21 protein-coding genes are annotated in these 22,085 nt (G+C 74.5%); 14 read left to right on the forward strand and 7 right to left on the reverse strand.

Annotated elements, in window-relative coordinates:
* The first annotated feature begins 35 nt into the window (after positions 1-35).
* A complete protein-coding gene (locus PGB27_RS22790; RefSeq protein ID WP_274202714.1) occupies positions 36-1,031 on the forward strand; it encodes a nicotinate-nucleotide--dimethylbenzimidazole phosphoribosyltransferase in 996 nt (331 codons plus the stop codon).
* The gene (locus tag PGB27_RS22795) at positions 1,028-1,774 is read left to right on the forward strand and encodes an adenosylcobinamide-GDP ribazoletransferase (protein ID WP_274202715.1); all 747 of its coding nucleotides are present in this window, start codon (positions 1,028-1,030) and stop codon (positions 1,772-1,774) included. The genes PGB27_RS22790 and PGB27_RS22795 overlap by 4 nt, the downstream gene beginning before the upstream one ends.
* Before the next feature lie 155 nt (positions 1,775-1,929).
* On the opposite strand, the gene PGB27_RS22800 is transcribed toward PGB27_RS22795, so the two are convergent.
* Positions 1,930-3,030, reverse strand: a complete 1,101-nt coding sequence (locus PGB27_RS22800) for a branched-chain amino acid aminotransferase (protein ID WP_274202716.1) — start codon at positions 3,028-3,030, stop codon at positions 1,930-1,932.
* Between the two features lie 9 nt (positions 3,031-3,039).
* Positions 3,040-4,401, reverse strand: coding sequence for a PLP-dependent cysteine synthase family protein (locus tag PGB27_RS22805; RefSeq protein ID WP_274202717.1), 1,362 nt, complete (start codon positions 4,399-4,401; stop codon positions 3,040-3,042).
* A gap of 29 nt (positions 4,402-4,430) precedes the next feature.
* On the opposite strand from PGB27_RS22805, the gene PGB27_RS22810 reads away from it, so the two are divergent.
* Positions 4,431-5,087, forward strand: coding sequence for a DUF2461 domain-containing protein (locus PGB27_RS22810; RefSeq protein ID WP_274202718.1), 657 nt, complete (start codon positions 4,431-4,433; stop codon positions 5,085-5,087).
* Positions 5,088-5,138: 51 nt separating this feature from the next.
* Positions 5,139-5,717, forward strand: a complete 579-nt coding sequence (locus tag PGB27_RS22815; RefSeq protein ID WP_274202719.1) for a hypothetical protein — start codon at positions 5,139-5,141, stop codon at positions 5,715-5,717.
* Between the two features lie 46 nt (positions 5,718-5,763).
* Here PGB27_RS22815 and PGB27_RS22820 read toward each other — a convergent pair whose 3' ends face one another.
* Both PGB27_RS22820 and gcvT read right to left on the reverse strand, forming a co-directional pair.
* A complete protein-coding gene (locus PGB27_RS22820; RefSeq protein ID WP_274202720.1) occupies positions 5,764-6,252 on the reverse strand; it encodes a cupin domain-containing protein in 489 nt (162 codons plus the stop codon).
* 4 nt (positions 6,253-6,256) lie between these two features.
* Positions 6,257-7,369, reverse strand: a complete 1,113-nt coding sequence (gene gcvT / locus PGB27_RS22825) for a glycine cleavage system aminomethyltransferase GcvT (protein ID WP_274202721.1) — start codon at positions 7,367-7,369, stop codon at positions 6,257-6,259.
* 106 nt (positions 7,370-7,475) lie between these two features.
* On the opposite strand from gcvT, the gene PGB27_RS22830 reads away from it, so the two are divergent.
* The 7 genes from PGB27_RS22830 (at position 7,476) to PGB27_RS22860 (ending at position 16,709) form a co-directional block, all read left to right on the forward strand.
* A complete protein-coding gene (locus PGB27_RS22830; protein WP_408630111.1) occupies positions 7,476-8,975 on the forward strand; it encodes a leucyl aminopeptidase in 1,500 nt (499 codons plus the stop codon).
* 111 nt (positions 8,976-9,086) lie between these two features.
* A complete protein-coding gene (gene lpdA / locus PGB27_RS22835; protein WP_274202723.1) occupies positions 9,087-10,463 on the forward strand; it encodes a dihydrolipoyl dehydrogenase in 1,377 nt (458 codons plus the stop codon).
* Between the two features lie 37 nt (positions 10,464-10,500).
* Positions 10,501-12,510 carry a 2-oxoglutarate dehydrogenase, E2 component, dihydrolipoamide succinyltransferase gene (gene sucB / locus PGB27_RS22840; RefSeq protein WP_274202724.1) on the forward strand — a complete coding sequence of 670 codons (2,010 nt, stop codon included), beginning with the start codon at positions 10,501-10,503 and terminating at the stop codon, positions 12,508-12,510.
* Positions 12,511-12,710: 200 nt separating this feature from the next.
* Positions 12,711-13,604 (forward strand): TIGR01777 family oxidoreductase, encoded by an 894-nt coding sequence (locus PGB27_RS22845; RefSeq protein ID WP_274202725.1) that lies wholly within the window; start codon positions 12,711-12,713, stop codon positions 13,602-13,604.
* Positions 13,601-14,893: an NAD(P)/FAD-dependent oxidoreductase gene (locus tag PGB27_RS22850; protein WP_274202726.1), complete on the forward strand. Its 1,293-nt coding sequence runs from the start codon at positions 13,601-13,603 to the stop codon at positions 14,891-14,893. Before PGB27_RS22845 ends, PGB27_RS22850 begins: the two co-directional genes overlap by 4 nt.
* Before the next feature lie 10 nt (positions 14,894-14,903).
* Entirely contained in the window at positions 14,904-15,653 is a 750-nt protein-coding gene (gene lipB / locus PGB27_RS22855; RefSeq protein WP_274202727.1) for a lipoyl(octanoyl) transferase LipB, read from the forward strand.
* A gap of 69 nt (positions 15,654-15,722) precedes the next feature.
* A complete protein-coding gene (locus PGB27_RS22860; protein WP_274202728.1) occupies positions 15,723-16,709 on the forward strand; it encodes an LLM class flavin-dependent oxidoreductase in 987 nt (328 codons plus the stop codon).
* Positions 16,710-16,723: 14 nt separating this feature from the next.
* Here PGB27_RS22860 and PGB27_RS22865 read toward each other — a convergent pair whose 3' ends face one another.
* A complete protein-coding gene (locus tag PGB27_RS22865; RefSeq protein ID WP_274202729.1) occupies positions 16,724-17,656 on the reverse strand; it encodes an LLM class F420-dependent oxidoreductase in 933 nt (310 codons plus the stop codon).
* Positions 17,657-17,791: 135 nt separating this feature from the next.
* On the opposite strand from PGB27_RS22865, the gene lipA reads away from it, so the two are divergent.
* Both lipA and PGB27_RS22875 read left to right on the forward strand, forming a co-directional pair.
* Positions 17,792-18,775, forward strand: a complete 984-nt coding sequence (lipA, locus tag PGB27_RS22870; protein WP_274202730.1) for a lipoyl synthase — start codon at positions 17,792-17,794, stop codon at positions 18,773-18,775.
* 72 nt (positions 18,776-18,847) lie between these two features.
* The gene (locus PGB27_RS22875) at positions 18,848-19,594 is read left to right on the forward strand and encodes a DUF4191 domain-containing protein (protein ID WP_274202731.1); all 747 of its coding nucleotides are present in this window, start codon (positions 18,848-18,850) and stop codon (positions 19,592-19,594) included.
* Here PGB27_RS22875 and PGB27_RS22880 read toward each other — a convergent pair whose 3' ends face one another.
* Positions 19,595-20,149 (reverse strand): RDD family protein, encoded by a 555-nt coding sequence (locus PGB27_RS22880; protein WP_274202732.1) that lies wholly within the window; start codon positions 20,147-20,149, stop codon positions 19,595-19,597.
* Positions 20,150-20,401: 252 nt separating this feature from the next.
* Here PGB27_RS22880 and glnA point away from each other — a divergent pair, with 252 nt between their 5' ends.
* Complete coding sequence (gene glnA, locus PGB27_RS22885; RefSeq protein WP_274202733.1) at positions 20,402-21,823, forward strand: type I glutamate--ammonia ligase; 1,422 nt, start codon at positions 20,402-20,404, stop codon at positions 21,821-21,823.
* Between the two features lie 57 nt (positions 21,824-21,880).
* Here glnA and PGB27_RS22890 read toward each other — a convergent pair whose 3' ends face one another.
* Entirely contained in the window at positions 21,881-22,075 is a 195-nt protein-coding gene (locus tag PGB27_RS22890; protein WP_274202734.1) for a hypothetical protein, read from the reverse strand.
* Positions 22,076-22,085 lie beyond the last annotated feature (10 nt).

Raw genomic sequence — 22,085 nt, forward strand, 5'->3', positions numbered from 1 at the left:
GCGACCCCGTCGAGCCCGTCTCTGGAGGACAGCGCGTGCACCCCGTCGCCTCCGCGTCCGGTGTCGCACCGCCCGACGAGACGGCCCGCCGTGAGGCCCTCGCGGCCCTGCCGGGCGGGACCTACGGACGGCTCGAGGAGCTCGCCGCCTGGCTCGCGTCCTGCCAGGGCCGCGCCCCGGCACGTGCGCCGCGTCGGGTGCGGGCGGTCCTCTTCGCCGCCGACCACGGCATCGCCGCCGCGGGCGTCTCCGCGCACGCCCCCGGCGAGACCGCGATGCGGGTCGCGGCCGTCCGGGACGGGTCCGCGCCGGTCTGCCGGTTCGCCGAGACCGCGGGCGCCGGGCTGCGGGTGGTCGACGTCGGGCTCGGCGCGCCGGTCGAGGGCGACGCGCGCGACGACCGCGCCGCGCTCCGGGGCGGCGGGCGGCTCGACGTCGAGGACGTCATGACCGCCGAGCAGGCCGCTGCGGCGGTCCGCGCAGGCCGCGAGGTGGCCGACGAGGAGGTCGACGAGGGCGCCGACCTGCTGGTGGCCGGCGAGCTCGCCGTCGGCGTCAGCACCCCGACCGCGGTGCTCGCCGCCGCCATGACCGGCCGCGAGCCGGTGGCCGTCGTGGGTCGCGGGAGCGGGATCGACGACCGGGTGTGGATGGTCAAGGCGGCGGCGGTGCGCGACGGGATGTGGCGGGCCCGGTCGCTGGGCCGCGACCCGATGGGCCTGCTGCGCGTGGCGGGCGGAGCCGACCTGGCCGCGCTCGTGGGCTTCCTGGCGCAGGCCGCGCGGCGGCGGACCCCGGTCGTGCTCGACGGTGCCGCGACCGCCGTCGCCGCGCTGCTCGCCGACACCGACGCGCCCGGCGCCCGCGCCTGGTGGGTGGCCGGGTCGCGGTGCACCGAGCCCGCGCAGTCCGTCGCCCTCGACGTCCTCGGCCTGGACCCGCTGCTCGACCTGCAGATGCGCGCCGGTCAGGGCACCGGCGCGCTCACGGCCGTCGGGCTGGTGCGGGCGGCCGTGAACGCCGTCGGGTGAGGGCCGGCCTGGCGCTCGCGATCGCCATGTTCACCGTCGTGCCGGTGCGCGCGTCGCGGATCGACCGCCCGGCCGCGCGGGTGGCGCTCGCGGTGGTGCCGCTGGTCGGGGTGGTGCTGGGCGCGATGCTCGGGGCCGTCGCGGCCGGGCTGGTCGCGGCCGGGGCGCCGGGGCTGCTCGGGGGCCTCGTGGCCGTGGGGCTCGGCGCGGCGGCGACCCGGGGCCTGCACCTCGACGGGCTGGCGGACCTCGCCGACGGCCTCGGCAGCCACGGCGACGCCGCCCGGACGCTCGCGATCATGAAGGACCCCGGGGTGGGCGCGTTCGCGGTGGTCTGGCTCGTCGTCGTGCTCGGGGTGCAGGCCGCGGCGTTCGGGGCCCTGGCCGAGCGGGGCCTCCTCGTCGCCGTCGTGGGTGGCGCGCTCGCCCTGGGCCTCGGGCGGGCGGCGTTCGCGTGGGTGGCGCGGCGCGGGGTGCCCGCGGCGTCGCCGGACGGCCTCGGCGCGCTGGTCGCGGGCACCCAGCCGGCGTGGGTGGCGCCGGTGTGGGCGGTGGTGCTCGGGGCGTCCGCGTTCCCGGTGCTGGGCCGGCGCGTCGCCGTCGCCGCGGTCCTCGCCGCCGTGGTCGTCGTGCTCGTCGCCGCCCACGCACGCCGGCGCCTGGGCGGGGTGTCGGGCGACGTGTTCGGCGCGTGCGCCGAGCTCGCCGTCACCGCCGGGCTGGTCGTGCTCGCGACGGCGTAGTCGCAGCGAACGTGGCGTTCGCTGCTTCTACGCGCACGAACGCCGCGCTCGCAGCAGGCGTCGCCAGCGCGCCGTCGTGATCAACGGGGACTTCGCGCGCCTAGAAGCAGCGAACAGCGCGTTCGCTGCACCCGGCCCGCCGGGCCACCACGACGTCAGGCCAGCCGCCACATCCAGCCGCGCGGGTCGGGCGCCGCGCCGCGCTGGATGGCGGTGAGGCGCTCGCGCAGCCGGTGGGTCATCGGGCCCGGGGTGCCGTCGCCGATGTCGTAGCCGCCGCCCTCGTGCTTGACGGTGCCGACGGGCGTGATCACCGCGGCGGTGCCGCAGGCGAACACCTCGGTGAGGTGCCCGGACGCGACCTCCTTCTCCACCTCGTCGGTGGAGATCCGGCGCTCGGTGACCGTCGCCCCCTCCTCGGCGGCGAGCTCGAGCAGCGAGCGGCGGGTGACGCCGGGCAGCAACGAGCCGGTGAGCTCCGGGGTGACGACCTCGGTCGCGCCCGAGGAGTCCGTGAACACGAAGAAGAGGTTCATGCCCCCCATCTCCTCGATCCACCGGTGCTCGAGCGCGTCGAGCCACACGACCTGGTCGCAGCCCTGGGCCGACGCCTGGGCCTGGGCCGCCAGCGACGCCGCGTAGTTGCCGCCGCACTTCGCCTCGCCGGTGCCGCCGGGGACGGCGCGCACGTAGTCGGTCGACAGCCAGACCGTCACCGGGGCGAGCCCGCGCGGGAAGTACGCGCCGGCCGGGGACGCGATGAGCAGGTAGAGGTACTCCTCGCTGGGCCGCACGCCCAGCCCCGACGACGACCCGAACATGAACGGCCGCAGGTACAGCGAGTCCTCCCCGCCGGCGGCCGGCACCCAGCGCTTGTCCACCGCGACGAGCTCGCGCAGCGAGTCGACGAACAGCTCCTCGGGCAGCGGCGGCATCGCGAGGCGCTCGGCCGAGCGCTGCATGCGCGCCGCGTTGGCCTGCGGGCGGAAGGCGTGCACCGAGTCGTCGGCCCAGCGGTACGCCTTGAGTCCCTCGAAGATCGTCTGGCTGTAGTGCAGCACGACGGCGGCGGGGTCCATGGCCAGCGGCTGGTACGGGCCGACCTGGGCGTCGTGCCACCCGTGGGCGGCGTCCCAGGAGATGGTGACCATGTGGTCGGTGAAGAACTTCCCGAACCCGGGCGCGGCGAGTACCTCCGCCACACGCTCCGCGGTCGCCGGGGCGGGGTGCGGGGTGTGGGCGAAGGTCGTACTCATGCGGCCAGCCTAGTCCGCCGAGGCAAGGCTCTCCGGCGAACCCAGCGCCGCCCGCGTCACCAGCCCCGCCACCCGCCCGTCGCGCACCAGCCACGCCGCGGCGGCGTCCCCCAGCGCCGCGCGGGCGTCCCCGAGGCCCTCCCCCGCCCCGACGCTCGGCGGCACCGGGCGGGCGTGGGTGACGACGAGGTCGTCGTCGGGGAGGCCGTCGAGGTCGTCGGCGCTCAGCGCCCCCAGGATTTCCGACGGCGCGGCGGGGCCCGACTCGCGGTCGCGCGCCACCGGCGCGGGTCCCGGTACGCCGTCGAGCGCCGCCCGGGCCCGCGCGACGGTCCACGACGCGCGGAGCACCGGGACGTCGACGACGTCCAGCTCGCCGACGGACCCGGCCTCCTCCAGGAAGCCGAGCCGGCGCAGCCAGCCGTCGTCGTGGTACTTCGTCAGGCAGGCCCGGCCCGAGTCCGGCGCGACCACCACGACGACGTCGTCGGGCCCGAGGTCGGCCGCGACGCGCAGCGCCCCGGCGATCGCGGTCGCCGACGACCCGCCCAGCAGCAGGCCCTCCTCGCGGGCCAGGCGGCGGGCGGTCGCCATCGTCGTGCGGTCGTCGACGCGCACGACCTCGTCGGCCACCGTCCGGTCCCAGTTGGCGGGCCAGGGGTCGTCGACGGTGTCGGGGTGGCGGTAGTGCCCGATCGCCTCGACGTAGTACGGGCTGCCGTCCCCGCCGCCGTAGGCCGAGGTCATCGGGTCGACGCCGACGACGCGCACCGGCCCGCGCTCCTTGAGCGCCGCGCCCGTGCCGGACAGCGTGCCCCCGGTCCCGATGCCGGCGACGAAGCAGGTGACCGTCCCGCCGGTCTGCTCCCAGATCTCCGGCGCGGTGGTGTCGCGGTGGGCCTGCGGGTTGGCGGGGTTGCCGTACTGGTCGGCGAGCCAGCCACCCGGCGTCTCCTCGGCGATCCGCGCGGCGAGGACGTTGACGTGCCGCGGGTCCTCGCGGGTCAGACCACCCGGGGTCAGCACCACCTCGGCGCCGTACGCGCGCAGCGCCGCGACCTTCTCGGCGGCCGTCGTGTCGGGGACGACGATGACGGTGCGGTAGCCCAGCACGCCGCCGACGAGCGCGAGCCCGATGCCGGTGTTGCCCGACGTGCCCTCGACGATCACCCCGCCCGGGCCCAGCGCCCCGGAGCGCTCGGCGGCGCGCACCATCGCCAGCGCGGCGCGGTCCTTGACGCTGCCGCCGGCGTTCTGCCACTCGGCCTTGACGTAGACGCGCGGCGCCAATCCCTCGGTGACCCGGCGCAGCCGGATCAGGGGCGTGGCACCGATGGCGTCGAGCACGGACTCGTGCACCGCTCCGGACACGGGTCCTCTCTACACGTCAGGATGGCGCCGTGACGTTCCCGGGCTTCGGCGACGCGGTCGTCGACTTCTACGAGGGTCTCGAGGCCGACAACACGAAGGCGTACTGGACCGACAACAAGGCGGTCTACGAGGAGCAGGTGCGGGCGCCGATGCTCGCGCTGCTCGCCGACCTGTCCGCCGAGTTCGGCGCGGGCAAGGTCTTCCGCCCCTACCGCGACGTGCGGTTCTCCGCGGACAAGACGCCGTACAAGGTCCAGTGCGGCGCCACCGCGGGCGGGCGGTACGTGCAGGTCTCGGCCGACGGGCTGATGGCCGCCGGCGGCTACTACCGGATGACCTCGGCGCAGGTGGCGCGCTACCGGGCGGCGGTCGGCGACGACCGTCTCGGGCCCGAGCTCGTGGCGATCGTCGACGACCTGCGCGCCGACGGCTTCACCATCGCCGGCGAGCAGCTGAAGTCGCGGCCCCGCGGCGTCGACCCCGACCACCCGCGCCTCGAGCTGCTGCGCCACAAGAGCCTGTTCGCCTGGCGCTCCTGGCCGCCGTCCGACGAGCTGCACGACCCGGCCCTGACCGACCGGGTCGCGACGACCTGGCGCCGCCTCGATCCGCTCAACCACTGGCTCGACGACCACGTCGGCGTCGACCTCGACGACGCCGCCGAACGTCCCGGCCGCCGCCGCTGATTCACCGCTGACTCACGGTCACCACGCGTCGCCAGCCGTAACGTGAGCACCGTGCGGACGGGGACGCGGGCCGCCCTCACGGTGGGGGTGCTGCTGGTGCTCGCCCTGCTCGGGGGCCTGCTCTGGTACGCGGCGGCGGAGCGGGTGCCCCGCGCGTTCTGGGAGGTCGTCGACCCGCCGCCCCCGGAGCCGTGCAGCGTGCAGGACCCGACGACGTCCGGCTGTCTGACGCCGACCGCGCTGCGGCTGCACGACGCGGCGGTCGCCCGGTTCGGGGACCCGGGCCGCAGGGCCCCGATCCGCTCGATCACCTGCTGGTCGGAGCACGCCTGGAACCCGTCCAGCGACCACCCCGACGGCCGGGCCTGCGACTTCTTCCCCGCCGCCTACGGCGCGTTCGCCGAGGGTGAGGACCTCGCCGACGGCTGGGCCGTGGCGCAGTGGACCCGCGAGAACGCCGACGAGATGGGCGTCCGGTACGTCATCTGGCAGGGCCGCATCTGGTACCGCGGGAGCTCCGACGCCGCCGACGGCTGGGGCCGGCCCTACGGCGGCGGGGGCGTCTACGACCCCGACGACGCCACCGGTGGGCACTTCGACCACGTCCACGTCAGCGTCGGGTCCCGCTGAGGAGTCCCTCGTGAGCGGACTTTCGAGCTATCGCTGGAAAGTTCGCTCACGTGGGGATCGGGTCGTGGGACCAGTCGCGGAGGTTGACCTGGTCGCAGGTGAGGGCGAAGGCGTCGATCTCCTCGGGCGGGGCGCCGCGGGCGAAGAGCTCGGCGAGGCCGCGGAAGTAGTGCTCCCGCGGCGCGCCCGGCACGAAGAGGATGAGGAACCGCGCGGGCTCGTCGCCGAGGGCGTGGAACCCGTGCACGCCGTTCACCGGCACGTGCGCGAAGTCGCCCTCGCCCAGCACGCCCCACTCCCGCCCGCTCATCACCGCGAGCCGCCCGGAGATCACCCAGAACGCCTCGGTGAAGCCCGTGTGGTAGTGCGGGATGGCGCCCCAGCGGCCGGGCTGGGCGGACGTCTCGAACAGGCCGTAGCCACCGCCGACGACGTGGCCGGGGGCGGTGAAGATCGCCGGACCCGCCTGCTCGGTGTCGGCGCGGTGGCGGAAGACGCCGGGGTCGGCGTCGGGGACCTCGGTCGGGAAGCTCACCGGGTCACCGCACCCTCGACGCCACGAACGGCGGGGTGACGACCTCGCACTCCAGCATCCGGCCGCGCACGTCGACCGCGACGGTGTCGCCCTCGTCGAGCCCGGCGGCGGTGTCGAGCAGCGCGAGGGCGATGCCCGTCTTCAGGGTCGGCGAGAACGTCCCGGACGTCGTCTCCCCGACGGCCTCGTCCCCGCGGCGCACCGTCATGTGCCCACGCGGCACGCCGCGCCCGGTCGCCCGCAGCCCCCACGACCGTCGCCGCGGGCCGGCCTCGCGCTCGGCCAGCAGCGCCTCGCGGCCCCAGAATTCGTCCTTCTTCCAGCCCACCGCGAACCCGCACCGCGCCTGCAGCGGCGTGATGTCCGGCCCCAGGTCCTGGCCGTGCAGCGGCAGCCCGGCCTCGGTGCGCAGCGTGTCGCGGGCGCCGAGGCCGGCGGGCAGGCCGCCCTTCTCGGTGACGACGGCGGCCAGCGCGTCCCACAGCTCGCCCGCCCCGTCGACCGGCGCGATGAGCTCGTAGCCGCGCTCGCCGGTGTAGCCCGTGCGGCACACGCGCACGAAGCCGCCCTGCCAGTCGGCGTCGACGAAGGCCATGTAGTCCAGCGCTGTCCCGGATGTGTCCTCCGCGAGCAGCCCCACCTCGGCGAGCACCGCGGGCGACGCCGGCCCCTGCACCGCGAGCACCACGTGCGCGTCGTGCTCGTCGTCGACGGCGATCCCGTCCGGCGCGACCTCGGCCAGCCGCCGGCCCACCCCCGCGGAGTTCGCGGCGTTGGGGACGGCGAACACCTCGTCGGGCCCGACGAGGTAGAGGATGAGGTCGTCGACGACGCCGCCGTCCTCGGCGCAGCACAGCGTGTACTGCGCCTTCCCGGGGACGATGCGCTCGAGGGAATTCGTCAGGCACCGGTCGACGAACGCCGCCGCCCCGGGCCCGTGGATGCGGACCTTGCCGAGGTGGCTGACGTCGAAGAGCCCGACGGCCTCCCGGGTGGCGGTGTGCTCGGCCACCGTGCCCGAGTACTGGACGGGCATCTCCCAGCCGCCGAAGGGGGCGAACGAGGCCCCGAGGGCGACGTGGTGATCGTGCAGCGGGCTGCGTCTGGTCTCGCTCACCGTGTCCGACACCCGCGGCACGGTAGTGGAGGGCCGCCGGTCCTAGCATGTGATCGACACCGTTGACAGGGAGAGACGCGACGTGAGCAGCACCCCCCACCTCGAGATCCTCGGCGCCCGGCCCGGCGCCGACGCCCTCGCCGACGCGGACGCCCTCGTCGTCGGCGTCCGTCCCGGCGACGGTGGTGGGGACCCGGTCCTCGCCTGCGACACGGCCGTCCTCGGCGACCTCGCGGGCGAGCTCCCGGGCCTGGTCACCCTGCTGGGCGGCACCGGGAAGGCCGAGGAGGTCACCCGGGTGCCGACGCGCGGGGCGATCGGGGTGCCGCTGGTCGTCGCGGTGGGGCTCGGCGCGGAGCCGGCCGACGCCGCCGCCTCCGCGGGCGAGGCGCCCGACCTCGCCGAGCAGGTCCGGCGGGCGTCCGGCGCGGCGTCGCGCGCGCTGCACGGGCACGCCGCGCACGTCGTCACCACGCTCGCGTCGATCGACCTCGCGGCCACGGTCGAGGGCACGCTGCTCGGCGACTACGCCTTCACGGCCTACAAGAAGACCCCGGAGACCGCCCCGACCGAGCTCGCGCGGGTCGGGCTCGTCGGCGACGGCGACGCGGAGGTCGTCACCCGCGCGACCGCCGTCGCGCGCTGGGTCGCCGCGGCGCGCGACCTCGTCAACACCCCGCCCAACGACCTCTACCCCGACGCCTTCGCCCAGCGGGCGCAGAGCCTCGCCGAGGGCGCCGGCGTCACGGTGGAGATCCTCGACGAGTCCCAGCTCGCCGAGGGTGGGTACGGCGGCGTGCTGGGCGTCGGTGGCGGGTCGTCGCGCCCGCCGCGCCTGGTCCGCCTGACCTACTCGCCGGCGAACCCGGTCAAGAAGGTCGCGCTCATCGGCAAGGGCATCACGTTCGACACCGGCGGCATCTCGATCAAGCCCGCCGCGAACATGGACCACATGACCTCGGACATGTCCGGGGCCGCCGGCGTCGTCGCCGCGACCTGCCTGGCCGCGGAGCTGGGGCTGGACGTCGAGGTCGTCGCCACCGTGCCGATGGCCGAGAACATGCCCTCGGGCACGGCCTACCGCCCCGGCGACGTGCTGACGATGTACGGCGGGACGACGGTCGAGGTCCTCAACACCGACGCCGAGGGCCGCCTGATCCTCGGCGACGCGATCGCCCGGGCCTGCGAGGACTCCCCCGACTACCTGCTCGAGACCTCCACGCTGACCGGCGCCCAGCTCGTCGCGCTCGGCTCGCGCACCCCGGGCGTCATGGGCACCGACGACTTCCGCGACCGCGTCGCCGGCCGGGCCCAGGCCGCGGGCGACGGCGGCTGGGCGATGCCGCTGCCCGAGGAGTTGCGCGCCGACCTCGACTCGCGCGTCGCCGACCTCGCCAACGTCACCAACCACCGCTTCGGCGGGATGCTCGTCGCCGGGATCTTCCTGCGCGAGTTCGTCGCCGACCGCGTGCCGTGGGTGCACCTGGACATCGCCGGGCCCGCCTTCAACACGGGCGGCCCGTTCGGGTACACGCCCAAGGGCGGTACCGGGGTGCCCGTGCGGACCATCGCCGCCGTGCTCGACGACATCGCGCGTCACGGATAGGACACAGGTGGTGACACGGGTGGAAGGATGAACCCGGACATCGCCTCCCCGGGGTCACCGAGCCCGGGCCGGGGACACCGCACGCCACACGCCGACGCGGGAGAAGCAGCAGTGAGCGACACGTACGACGTCATCATCCTGGGAGCCGGATCGGGCGGTTACGCCTGCGCGTTCCGCGCCGCCGAGCTCGGGCTCTCGGTCGCGCTGGTGGAGAAGGACAAGGTCGGCGGCACCTGCCTGCACCGCGGCTGCATCCCCACCAAGGCGCTCCTGCACGCCGCCGAGGTGGCCGACTCGGCGCGTGAGGGCGAGCAGTTCGGCGTCAAGAGCTCGCTGTCGGGCATCGACATGAGCGGCGTCAACTCCTACAAGGACAACGTCGTCGCCCGCCTCTACAAGGGCCTGCAGGGCCTGGTGAAGGCCAACAAGGTCACGCTGATCGAGGGCGCCGGCAAGCTCGTCGCGCAGGACACCGTCGAGGTCGACGGCCAGCGCTACCAGGGCCGCAACATCGTCCTGGCCTCCGGCTCGTACTCGAAGACGCTGCCCGGGCTCGAGCTCGGCGGCCGGGTGCTGACCTCCACCGAGGCCATCAACCTCGACTACGTCCCCGACCGCGTGGTCGTGCTCGGCGGCGGCGTCATCGGCGTCGAGTTCGCGAGCGTCTGGAAGAGCTTCGGCGCCGAGGTGACGATCGTCGAGGCGCTGCCCCACCTCGTGCCCAACGAGGACGAGTTCCTCTCCAAGCAGCTCGAGCGCCAGTTCCGCAAGCGCAAGATCGCGTTCAAGACCGGCACCAAGTTCACCGGCGTCTCCCAGACCGCCGACTCGGTGACGATCTCGCTGGAGAACGGCGAGCAGATCGAGGCCGACCTGCTGCTCGTCGCCGTGGGCCGCGGCCCGAACACCGCCGACCTCGGCTACGAGGAGAACGGCATCACGCTCGACCGCGGCTTCGTGCCGACGAACGACCGCCTGCACACCGGCGTCGGCAACATCTACGCCGTCGGCGACATCGTCCCCGGCCTCCAGCTGGCCCACCGCGGCTTCCAGCAGGGCATCTTCGTCGCCGAGGAGATCGCCGGCCTGCACCCGCCGGTGATCGACGAGACGGGCATCCCGCGGGTCACCTACTGCGAGCCCGAGGTCGCGTCGGTCGGGCTCACCGAGGCGCAGGCCAAGGAGCTCTACGGCGAGGTCCAGACCACGACGTACGACCTCGCGGGCAACGGGAAGTCCCAGATCCTCAAGACCGCCGGGGCGATCAAGCTCGTCAAGGGCGGCACCGGCGACGACGCCCCCGTGGTCGGCGTGCACATGATCGGCACCCGGATGGGCGAGCAGGTCGGCGAGGCCCAGCTGATCTACAACTGGGAGGCGCTGCCCGCCGACGTCGCGAACCTCGTCCACGCCCACCCGACGCAGAACGAGGCCCTCGGGGAGGCGCACCTCGCGCTCGCCGGCAAGCCCCTGCACAGCCACGGCTGACCTGACCCCGAGAGAACGAGCGAGGAGACCGAGCCTGATGGCCTACACCGTCCAGATGCCTGCTCTCGGGGAGAGCGTCACCGAGGGCACGGTGACGCGGTGGCTCAAGCAGGAGGGCGACCACGTCGACGTCGACGAGCCCCTCCTCGAGGTCTCGACCGACAAGGTCGACACCGAGATCCCCTCGCCCCAGGCGGGCGTGCTCCAGCGGATCGTGGCGCAGGAGGACGACACCGTCGAGGTCGGCGGCGACCTCGCCGTCATCGGCGAGGAGGGCGAGTCCGCGGGCGCGTCCGGGGGTGACGGCGGCGGCGCGGCGCAGCCGGCCGAGGCCCAGCCCGAGCCGCAGGCGTCCCAGCCGGAGCCCGAGCCGACCCCGGAGCCCGAGCCGGCCTCCGAGCCGCAGCAGCCGGCGCAGCCGGCCGCCTCGTCGGGTGGGTCGTCGGGTGGGTCGTCGGGCGGGTCGTCGGGCGGTGCCTCCGGGGGCACGACGGTCGAGATGCCGGCGCTGGGCGAGTCGGTCACCGAGGGCACGGTCACGCGCTGGCTCAAGCAGGTCGGCGACACGGTCGACGTCGACGAGCCGCTGCTCGAGGTGTCCACCGACAAGGTCGACACCGAGATCCCGTCGCCGGTGGCCGGCACGGTGCTCGAGCTCAAGGCCGGCGAGGACGACACCGTCGAGGTCGGCGGGGCCCTCGCCGTCATCGGTGACGCGTCGCAGGCCGGGGGTGCCGCCCCGGCGCAGGAGCCCCAGCAGTCGCAAGAGCCCCAGCAGCAGGCCCAGCAGCCAGCCCAGCCCCAGCAGACCCAGCAGGACCCGCGTCCGGAGCCCGAGCGCCCCGCCGAGCCCGAGCCCACCGAGGCGCCGAGCGGCGCGCAGGCGGCGTCCGGGGCCGGCGACTACGTCTCCACCGAGACCGAGCGGCCCACGACGTCCGCCGGCCCGGCCAACGCCGGCGCCCTGCACCCGCGCGAGGACACCTCGCAGGGCAACGGCGCCTCGGCGCCGAGCACCGGCGGGACGACCGAGACCGGCTCGCCGTACGTGACGCCGCTCGTGCGCAAGCTCGCGGCCGAGCGCGGCGTCGACCTCTCGACGCTGACCGGCACCGGCGTCGGCGGGCGCATCCGCAAGCAGGACGTCGTCAAGGCGGCCGACGAGCAGGACAAGGCCTCGGCGTCCGCCGCCTCCGACGCCCCGGCCCAGGCCGCCCCCGCGGGCGGCTCGGGCGGCGGCGCGGTCCACGGCGGCGAGGTGCAGAAGCCGGCGGCGTCCGGGGCCCGCGGCTCGTCGGGCGCGCCCGCGCCGGACACCTCGGGGCTGCGCGGCACCACGCAGAAGATGTCGCGGCGCCGGCAGACGATCGCCAAGCGCATGGTGGAGTCGCTGCAGGTCTCCGCCCAGCTGACGACGGTCGTCGAGGCCGACGTCACGCGGATCGCCCGGCTGCGCGACCGCGCCAAGGCCGACTTCGCCAAGCGCGAGGGCGTCAAGCTCTCGTTCCTGCCGTTCATGGCGCTGGCGACGGTCGAGGCGCTCAAGGCGCACCCCGCGGTGAACGCGTCGATCGACACCGAGAAGAGCGAGGTCACCTACCACGGTGCCGAGCACCTGGGCATCGCCGTCGACTCGCCGGCAGGGCTGATCGTGCCGGTCGTGCACGACGCCGGGGACCTCAACCTCGCCGGGCTGGCGCGCAAGATCGCCGACGTGGCCGACCGCACGCGGGCGAACAAGATCACGCCGGACGAGCTCTCGGGCGGCACGTTCACGATCACCAACACCGGCTCGCGGGGCGCGCTGATCGACACGCCGATCATCAACCAGCCCCAGGTCGGCATCCTCGGCACCGGCGCCGTGGTGAAGAAGCCGATGGTGCTCCAGGACGACTCGGGCGGCGACGTCATCGCGATCCGGTCGACGGCCTACCTGTGCCTGTCGTACGACCACCGCATCGTCGACGGCGCCGACGCGGCCCGCTTCCTCACCACCGTCAAGGACCGCCTCGAGGGCGGCGCCTTCGAGGGTGAGCTGGGCCTGTAGCCCGCCCGCGCCCGCACTGACCGAAGGGCCCCTTCGCTCGACTAGATCGAGCGAAGGGGCCCTTCGCTCGTCCGGGCCCGCGAGTGCACGTTCCGGCGGAGGGCGCCCCTTGCCCGTCTATCCGAACCACGGTGCCCTTCGGTCAGGACGGCGAGCCACCCCGGGTCGCGGCGGGCCGGACACTCCGCGACGATCACCCCATGCGCGTCGTCATCGCCGGGTCCTCCGGGCTCATCGGCACCGCCCTGGTCCCCCGGCTGCGGGAGGCCGGCCACGACGTCGTCCGGCTGGTCCGGCGCACCCCGCAGGCGCCCGACGAGCGCGGCTGGGATCCTGCCGCCGGGCACCTCGCGCCCGGCGCGCTCGAGGGCGCCGACGCCGTCGTCAACCTGTCCGGGGCGGGCATCGGCGACAAGCGCTGGACCGGCGCGCGCAAGCAGGAGCTGCGCGACAGCCGCATGATCCCCACCGACGTGCTGGCCCGGGCCGTGGCCGAGCACGACATCCCGACGATGGTCAGCGGCTCGGCGGTCGGCTGGTACGGCGACACCGGGGCGATGGCCGTGGACGAGACCGCCCGCCGCGGCTCGGGCTTCCTCTCGGACCTCTGCCGCGACTGGGAGGCCGCGACCCGCCCCGCCGACGACGCCGGCGCGCGGGTCGTGCTGCTGCGCACGGGCCTCGTGCTCGCCCCCAACGGCGGGCTGATGGGCCAGCTCAAGCCGCTGTTCAAGTACGGGCTGGGCGGGAAGCTCGGCTCGGGCACGCAGTACATGCCGTGGATCTCGATCGACGACGAGGTCGACGCGATCCTCCACGCCCTCGAGCACGACACCGTCGTCGGCCCGATGAACGCCACCGGCCCCGACCCCGTGACCAACGACGAGTTCACCCGCGTCCTCGCCGCCCAGCTGCACCGGCCCGCGCCGTGGATGGTGCCCGGGTTCGCGATGCGCGCGGTGCTCGGGGAGTTCGCCGACGAGGGCGTGCTGGTCAGCCAGCGGGTGCTGCCGGGCGTGCTGGAGCGCGAGGGCTTCCGCTTCCGCCACCGCACGCTCACCGAGGCGCTGTCCGCCGTCCTCGACGGGTCATGACCGCCGGGCTCCCCGACGCCGTCGACGTCGTCGTGGTCGGCGCCGGGCTCGCGGGCCTGCGGGCGGCGCAGGTCGTCGCCCGCGCCGGGCGGTCGGTCGTGGTGTGCGAGGCGAGCGACGGGGTCGGCGGGCGGGTGCGCACCGACGTCGTCGACGGCTTCCTCGTCGACCGCGGGTTCCAGATCCTCAACACCTTCTACCCGGCGCTGCGCGCGGCGATCGACCTCGACGCCCTCGACCTGCGCCGCTTCGTGCCCGGCGCCGCCGTCCGGGACGCCGACGGGCGGCTGCACCGCCTCGCCGACCCGCGCCGCGTGCCCACCTGGGCGCCCCGCACCGCCGTCGACCCGCTGCTCGGCCCCGGCGAGAAGGTCCGCGTCGGCGCGGTGACGCTGCGCTCGCTGCTCGTGCCGCCGTCGCGCCAGGCCCGGGCGCCGGAGCGCTCGACGGCCGACGAGCTGGCCCGGTGGGGTCTCGGCGGGCGGCCGACCGAGACGTTCCTGCGCCCGTTCCTGGCCGGCGTGCTGGGCGACCGGGACCTCGAGACCTCCTCGCGGGTGTTCTCCCTGTTCTGGCGCAGCTTTGCCCTCGGCGACCTGACGCTGCCCTCGCGCGGGATCGGGGCGGTGCCCGCCCAGCTCGCGGCCCGCCTGCCCGCGGGCACCGTGCACCTCGAGACGCCGGTCGAACAGGTCGCACCGGGGGTCGTGGAGACCGCCCGCGGACGGGTCCGGGCCGGCGCGGTGGTCGTGGCGACCGAGGGCACGGCCGCCGCCGGGCTCCTCGCCGGGCGGGTGCCGCCGCCGCGGACCTTCGCGCTGACCACGCACTACCACGTCACCACCGAGCCCCCGACCCGCCAGGCGCTGCTCCACCTCGACGGCGCGGGCGGGCCGGTGGTCAACACGACGGTGCTCACCGCCGGGGCGCCCTCCTACTCCCCCGACCACCGCCACCTCGTCGCGAGCACCGTGCTCGGCCCCGACCCCCTGCCCGGGAGCGAGCTGCGCGGCGAGCTCACGCGCATCTGGGGCACGCCGGTCGGCGCGTGGGACGAGCTCGCGACCGTCCGGGTGCCGCGCGCCCTGCCCGCGGCGATCCCGCCCACCCCGGAGGGCCTGCGCCGACCCGTGGACCTCGGCGACGGTCTCTTCGTCGCCGGCGACCACCGCGACACCCCGTCGACCCAGGGCGCGCTGGTCAGCGGCCGGCGCACCGCGCAGGAGGCGCTCGCGCACCTCCGCAGGACGCGGAGCGGAGCGGAGCCGGACCCATCGGTGCCGGGGTAGCGTCGGCCCCGTGAGCCGCTCCAGCCGTGCCGCCGTCGAGCCCGTCGAGGTCCATGATCTCGGCACCGTCGACTACCTCGAGGCCTGGGAGCGCCAGCGCGCGCACGCCGACGCGCGGGTCGCCGACACCGGCCCGGACACGCTGCTGCTGCTCGAGCACCCGTCGGTCTACACGGCGGGCCGGCGCACGCTGCCCGAGGAGCGGCCGGTCGACGGCACGCCGGTGATCGACGTCGACCGCGGTGGCAAGATCACCTGGCACGGCCCGGGGCAGCTCGTCGGCTACCCGATCATCGGGCTCGCGCAGCCCGTCGACGTCGTCGACCACGTGCGGCGCCTCGAGCAGGCGCTGATCGCGGTGTGCGACGCCTACGGCCTGGCCGTCGGGCGCATCGCCGGCCGCAGCGGCGTCTGGCTGCCCGCCGACGACCGCGGCCCGGCCCGCAAGATCGCCGCCATCGGCGTGCGCGTGGCCCGCGGCGTGACGCTGCACGGCTTCGCCCTCAACGCCGACCCGGACCTCGCGGCTTTCGGCGCGATCGTCCCGTGCGGCATCCGCGACGCCGGCGTCACCAGCCTCACCGCCGAGCTGGGGCGCCACGTCGGCGTCGACGAGGTCCGCGACGCGACCCGCGACGCCGTCCTCGCCGCCCTCGACGGCACCCTCGCGCTGACCGACCGCACACTGCCCGCCGCCCCCGACGCCGCGCAGGACGTCACCGTCGGCGGCCTGACCGTGCGGGTGGGCGCCGCGCGCTGATCGCTTGACACCGGGTCCGCGGCGACGCCACGGTGCTCTGGATCACAGGTGCGCCGGGAGGAGATCGCCGTGGACGTGTCCGTCGCCTTCCCCACCGCGCTGAGCACGCCCGAGGACATCGCCGTCGCCGAGCACCTGGGCTACGCCCGGGCCTGGATCTACGACACCCCGCAGCAGAGCCCCGACGTCTGGATGACGCTCGCCCTCGCCGCCGAGCGGACCGAGCACATCGGGCTGGGTCCCGGCGTCCTCGTCCCCACCCTGCGCCACCCCATGGTGAACGCCGCCGCCACCGCGACCCTCGCCGCGCTCGCCCCGGGACGCGTCGCGGTCGCGTTCGGCACGGGCTTCACCGGACGGCGCGCCATGGGCTACCGCGCGATCCCGTGGTCGTACATGGACGCCTACATCCGGACCTACCGGGCGCTCCTGCGCGGCGAGGTCGTCGAGTGGGAGGGCGCGTCGATGCAGATGCTCCACCCCGACGGCCACGCCCCGGCGCGGCCGGTCGACGTGCCCGTGCTGGTCGGGGCCCTCGGGCCGAAGGGTGACGCGGTCGCCCGGGAGCTGGGCGACGGCCTGTTCGTCACCCTGGCGCAGCCGGAGTTCATGTCGGCGTACTCCTGGGTGCCCTACCTCGCGTGGGGCACGGTCCTCGACGAGGACGAGGAGCAGGACTCCGAGCACGCCCGCGAGGCCGCCGGCCCCGGCTGGGCGCTCGCCTACCACGGCGCGTACGAGTTCGGCGGTCCCGACGCCGCGCGCGGGCTCGTCGGCGGCGACGCGTGGATGGACACCGTCGAGAAGGCGCCCCCGGGGCGACGGCACCTCGCGGTCCACGTCGGGCACTGCGTCGAGCTCAACGACGCCGACGCCGCGGCCTGGGAGGCCGGCGGGCACACCATGGTGCGCGAGGCGACCCTGACCGGGACCCGCAGCGAGATCCGCGACCGGCTCCACGAGCTCGCCACCCGCGGCGTCACCGAGATCGTCTTCCAGCCCTGCGGCCCGGACACCCGCGGCGAGCTGGAGCGCTTCCTCGACGCCGCCCGCTGACTCCCGGGACGGCCCTACACCTGCGGCGCGATCTCCGCGGCCACGAGCTCGAGCTGGTCGAGGTCCGAGAGGTCGAGCACCTGCAGGTAGACGCGCTCCAGCCCGGCCCGCTCGCGGAACGCCCCGAGCTTGTCGACGACCTCGGCGGGCGTGCCCGCGAGCCCGTTGGCGCGCAGCTCGTCGGGCGCGCGCCCGATCGCGGCGGCGCGGCGGGCGACCTCGGCGTCGTCCCGGCCCGTGCACACCACCTGAGCGGTCGAGCGGCCCAGCGACGCGGGGTCCCGCCCGCGGTCGCGGCAGGCCTCGTCCACGCGCTGCTGGCCGGCGACGAGGTCGTCGAGCCCGGCGAAGGGCATGTTGAACTCGGTCGCGTAGGTCGCCGCGAGCTCCGGGGTCCGGCGCGTGCCGTTGCCGCCGACGATGATCGGCGGGTACGGCGTCTGCAGCGGCTTGGGCAGGCCGGGGCTGTCGGCGAAGGTGTAGTGCTCGCCGTGGTGGGTGTACGGGCTCCCGACGGGGGTGAGCCAGGAGCCGGTGAGGATCTCCAGCTGCTCGGCGAGCATCCCGAACCGCTCCGCGGTCGACGGGAACGGGATGCCGTAGGCGCGGTGCTCGGCCTCGTACCAGCCGGTGCCGAGGCCGAGCTCGACGCGCCCGCCCGACATCTGGTCGACCTGCGCGACGGCCACGCCGAGCGGACCGGGCAGGCGGAAGGTGGCGGCGGTCATGAGGGTGCCGAGACGGATGGTGCTGGTCTCGCGGGCGAGCGCCCCGAGCGTCACCCACGCGTCGGTCGGCCCGGGCAGGCCGTTGGCCTCCCCCATCGCCAGGTAGTGGTCCGACCGGAAGAAGGCGTCGAACCCCGCGTCCTCCGCCGCTCGAGCCACGCGGAGCAGGTCATCGTACGCGGCGCCCTGCTGCGGCTCGGTGAAGATCCGGAGGTCCACACGATCAGGGTAGTCCGGCGGCGCACGTCCGAACCGTCCCCCGGGGGTCACATCCCCCCGACGCCGTCGCCCGTGCGGCGTAGGGTCGGGAGCGTGACGGTCGCCCCACGCCATGATCTCGGTGAAGGTCGGAAGATGTTGCGGCTCGAGGTCCGCAACTCCCAGACGCCCATCGAGCGCAAGCCGGAGTGGATCCGCACGCGCGTGGCCACCGGGCCGAACTTCACCGAGCTGAAGGGCCTGGTGAAGGGCTCGGGCCTCGCCACCGTGTGCGAGGAGGCCGGCTGCCCCAACATCTTCGAGTGCTGGGAGGACCGCGAGGCCACCTTCCTCATCGGCGGCGAGCAGTGCACGCGCCGGTGCGACTTCTGCCAGATCGACACCGGCAAGCCCTCGCCGCTCGACACGATGGAGCCGCGCAAGGTCGCGGAGTCGGTGCGGCAGATGGGCCTGCGGTACTCGACGATCACCGGCGTCGCCCGCGACGACCTCGACGACGGCGGCTCGTGGCTCTACGCCGAGACCGTCCGCCAGGTGCACGAGCTCAACCCCGGCACCGGCGTCGAGCTGCTCATCCCCGACTTCGACGGGCGCGCCGACCAGCTCGGGCCGGTCTTCGACGCCGCCCCCGAGGTGCTCGCGCACAACCTCGAGACCGTGCCGCGCATCTTCCGGCGCATCCGTCCGGGGTTCCGCTACGAGCGCTCGCTCGACGTCATCCGGCAGGCCCGCGACGCCGGGCTCGTCACCAAGTCGAACCTCATCCTCGGCATGGGCGAGACCCCCGAGGAGGTCACCGCCGCGATGCAGGACCTCGTCGACGCCGGCTGCGAGCTGCTGACCCTCACCCAGTACCTGCGTCCGAGCCTGCGCCACCACCCCGTGGAGCGCTGGGTCAAGCCCGAGGAGTTCGTCGAGCACCGCGACGCCGCGCTGGCCATGGGCTTCCCCGGCGTCATGGCCGGCCCGCTCGTGCGCTCGTCCTACCGCGCGGGGCGTCTGTACGCCCAGGCGAAGCTCGCCCGCGGCGAGGCGCTGCCCGAGGGCATGGCCGAGCTCGCCGAGGAGGGCCCGGCCCGCCAGGAGGTCGGCGAGGTGCTGGCGCGCACGCGCCGCTGAACGTCCGCGACGACGACCGGTCGAGCTCCGTCTCCCGCGAGCCGTGATGTCCCCGTAGGGCAGAATGGGGGCATGGCGAAGCAGGGCTCCGGCGCGGCGAGCAAGGAAGAGAAGAAGGCCGCCAAGCAGGCCGCGAAGGCGGCTCGTCGCGAGCGCTTCCGCCAGATCTGGCAGGCGTTCCAGATGCAGCGCCGCGAGGACAAGGCGCTGCTGCCGCTGATGATCGGCGCAGTGCTCGGCACGGGCCTCGTGCTGTTCCTCGTCGGTCTGCTCATCGGCCAGCAGTGGTTCCTGCTGCCCACCGGCATCCTGCTCGGCGTCCTGCTCGCGGTGATCATCTTCGGTCGCCGGGTGCAGCGGAACGTCTACGCGAAGGCCGCCGGCCAGCCCGGCGCCGCGGGCTGGGCGCTCGACACGATGCGCGGCCAGTGGCGGGTCAGCCAGGCCGTCGCGGGCACGACGCAGCTCGACGCGGTGCACCGGGTGATCGGCCGGCCGGGCGTCGTGCTCGTGGCCGAGGGCGCCCCGCACCGCACGAAGAGCCTCGTCGCGCAGGAGAAGAAGCGCGTCGCGCGCATCATCGGCCAGGTGCCGATCTACGAGGTCATGGTCGGCGAGGACGAGGGTCAGGTCCCGCTGTCGAAGCTCCAGCGGCACATGGCGAAGCTCCCGCGCAACATCGACAAGAACCAGATGGAGACGGTCGAGAAGCGCCTCGCCGCGCTCGCGAACCGCAGCGGCCCGGCCATGCCCAAGGGTCCGGTGCCGAAGAACGCGCAGCAGCTCAAGGGCATGCAGCGCACCGCCCGCCGGCGCTGACTACCGGGTCCGCACCACCACGGTCCGGCTCGCGCGGTCGTGGACGCCGCGGGAGTCACGGTCCACGATCAGCGCGGGGATGACGAAGAACACCGACGCGGTGCGCACGAGCGTCCACAGCAGCCCGACGCCGGCCTTCTCGGGCCGGTCGAGGCGCACGACGCGCAGCCCGAGCAGCACCATCGCCGGCGTCGCGCCGACGATCGCGACGGGCACGACCATGATCAGCGCCCAGGTCAGCAGGCTCCAGTTCTGCGGCAGTGCGGGGTAGGTGAACAGCCCCGCGAGCAGGCCGGCGACGACCGCGTCGAGCAGGAACTGCGCGCCCCGGCGGCCCAGCGTCGCCACGGAGCCGGGACCGCGCTCGGGCAGGCCGAAGCGCTCGCCGGGGTGGCCCTCGGACTCCGGCGCCTCGCGCGCGGGAGTCGGCCGGGGTGCCTCCGGCGGCCGTGTCGCGCGGCGATCGGCGGTGCCGGCCGCGGCGTCCGACGCAGCGCGGGAGGGCGTGTCGGAAGGAGGGGCCGAGCCGTCCAGCCATTCACGGAACCACGACACCGTGACAGGCTACGGCGCACCGGGAGCACGGGCGGGCCGAGACCGTCGCGGTGCCGCTGCGTCGCCGACCGAGCACCCGGTGCGCGTTAACTGCTGTGAAACATGCTGGTGACTGCTGAGCAACAGCACCCACCTAGCGTCGGGATCACCTGGACCGGTCACGGTCGATGCCCCCGATCAGTGGGTACGGTGCGATCCGCTGACCACTCGACCCCCGTCGTCCCCGGCAAGCGTGTGAAGGAGCCACCGAGGGTGTTCAACAATCAGGACGAGGTCTTCAAGTACATCTCCGACGAGGGGGTGAAGTACGTCGACGTCCGCTTCTGCGACCTGCCGGGGCAGATGCAGCACTTCACCGTGCCGGCGTCGGAGTTCGACGAGGACGTGTTCACCACCGGCTTCGCCTTCGACGGTTCGTCGATCACCGGGTTCCAGAGCATCAACGAGTCGGACATGTCGCTGCTGCCCGACATCGCGACGGCGCGCCTCGACCCGTTCCGGGCCCAGAAGACCCTCAACGTCAACTTCTTCGTGCACGACCCGCTGACCCTCGAGGCCTACAGCCGCGACCCGCGCAACGTCGCCCGCAAGGCCGAGAAGTTCCTCTCGACGGTCGACGTCGCCGACACCTGCTTCTTCGGCCCCGAGGCGGAGTTCTACATCTTCGACTCGGTGCGCTACGAGTCGAAGGCCAACGGCACGTTCTACGAGGTCGACTCGATCGAGGGCCACTGGAACACCGGCCGCGACGAGGTCGGCGGCAACAAGGGCAACAAGGTCAACATGAAGGGCGGGTACTTCCCCGTCGAGCCGACCGACCAGAGCTCCGACCTGCGCGCCGCCATCGGCACCAACCTCATCAACGCCGGCTTCGAGCTCGAGAAGCTGCACCACGAGGTCGGCACCGGCGGCCAGGCCGAGATCAACTACAAGTTCAACACCCTGCTGCACGCCGCGGACGACCTGCAGCTGTTCAAGTACATCGTCAAGAACACGGCGTGGCAGGCCGGCAAGACCGTCACCTTCATGCCGAAGCCGCTGGCCGGCGACAACGGCTCGGGCATGCACTGCCACCAGTCGCTGTTCAAGGGCGGCGAGCCGCTGTTCTACGACGCCAACGGCTACGCCGGGCTGTCGGACCTGGGCCGCCACTACATCGGCGGCATCCTGCACCACGCCCCCAGCCTGGTCGCGTTCACCAACGCCACGGCGAACTCGTACCACCGCCTGGTGCCCGGCTTCGAGGCCCCGATCAACCTGGTCTACTCGAACCGCAACCGCTCGGCGTGCGTCCGCATCCCGATCACGGGCGACAACCCGAAGGCCAAGCGCCTCGAGTTCCGCTGCCCCGACTCGTCGGGCAACCCGTACCTGTCCTTCGCCGCCATGATGATGGCCGGCCTCGACGGCATCCGGAACAAGATCGAGCCGCCGACGCCGATCGACAAGGACCTCTACGAGCTGCCCCCGGAGGAGGCCGCGAACATCGCGCAGGTCCCGGCCAGCCTCGACGCCGCGGTGAACAACCTCGAGGCCGACCACGACTACCTGCTCGAGGGCGGCGTGTTCACCTCGGACCTCATCGAGAAGTGGATCGAGCTCAAGCGCGACGACGTGACGGGCCTGCGCCTGCGTCCGCACCCGTACGAGTTCGAGCTGTACTTCGACTGCTGAGCAGCGGCTGACGCACGACGGCCCGGTCACCCCGCGGGGTGGCCGGGCCGTCGTGCGTCAGGGGTTCCTGCGGATCCGCAGGACCGCCAGGGTGACGAGCACGATCCCGGCCACCCCGAGCGCGAAGAGCACGATCCCGAAGGCCGGCCGCGGCGTGAACGTGAGCACGAGCCCGGCGACCAGGAGCACGGCGCTGATCACCCACCCGACCACGCAGCGGCGGATCGTGGTGAGACCGAGGGCCGAGAGCATGGACGCCATG

The sequence above is a fragment of the Actinomycetospora lemnae genome (genome assembly GCF_028737315.1).
In the GTDB taxonomy this organism is placed as follows: Bacteria; Actinomycetota; Actinomycetes; order Mycobacteriales; family Pseudonocardiaceae; genus Actinomycetospora; species Actinomycetospora lemnae.

What these genes read in the sequence shown, in the direction of transcription:
- sucB (WP_274202724.1), top strand. Translation starts at nt 10,501, where the DNA reads ATGGCCTACACCGTCCAGATGCCTGCTCTCGGGGAGAGCGTCACCGAG.
- PGB27_RS22875 (WP_274202731.1), top strand. Translation starts at nt 18,848, where the DNA reads ATGGCGAAGCAGGGCTCCGGCGCGGCGAGCAAGGAAGAGAAGAAGGCC.
- PGB27_RS22890 (WP_274202734.1), bottom strand. Translation starts at nt 22,075, where the DNA reads ATGCTCTCGGCCCTCGGTCTCACCACGATCCGCCGCTGCGTGGTCGGG.
- lipA (WP_274202730.1), top strand. Translation starts at nt 17,792, where the DNA reads ATGTTGCGGCTCGAGGTCCGCAACTCCCAGACGCCCATCGAGCGCAAG.
- PGB27_RS22850 (WP_274202726.1), top strand. Translation starts at nt 13,601, where the DNA reads ATGACCGCCGGGCTCCCCGACGCCGTCGACGTCGTCGTGGTCGGCGCC.
- PGB27_RS22845 (WP_274202725.1), top strand. Translation starts at nt 12,711, where the DNA reads ATGCGCGTCGTCATCGCCGGGTCCTCCGGGCTCATCGGCACCGCCCTG.
- PGB27_RS22800 (WP_274202716.1), bottom strand. Translation starts at nt 3,030, where the DNA reads ATGAGTACGACCTTCGCCCACACCCCGCACCCCGCCCCGGCGACCGCG.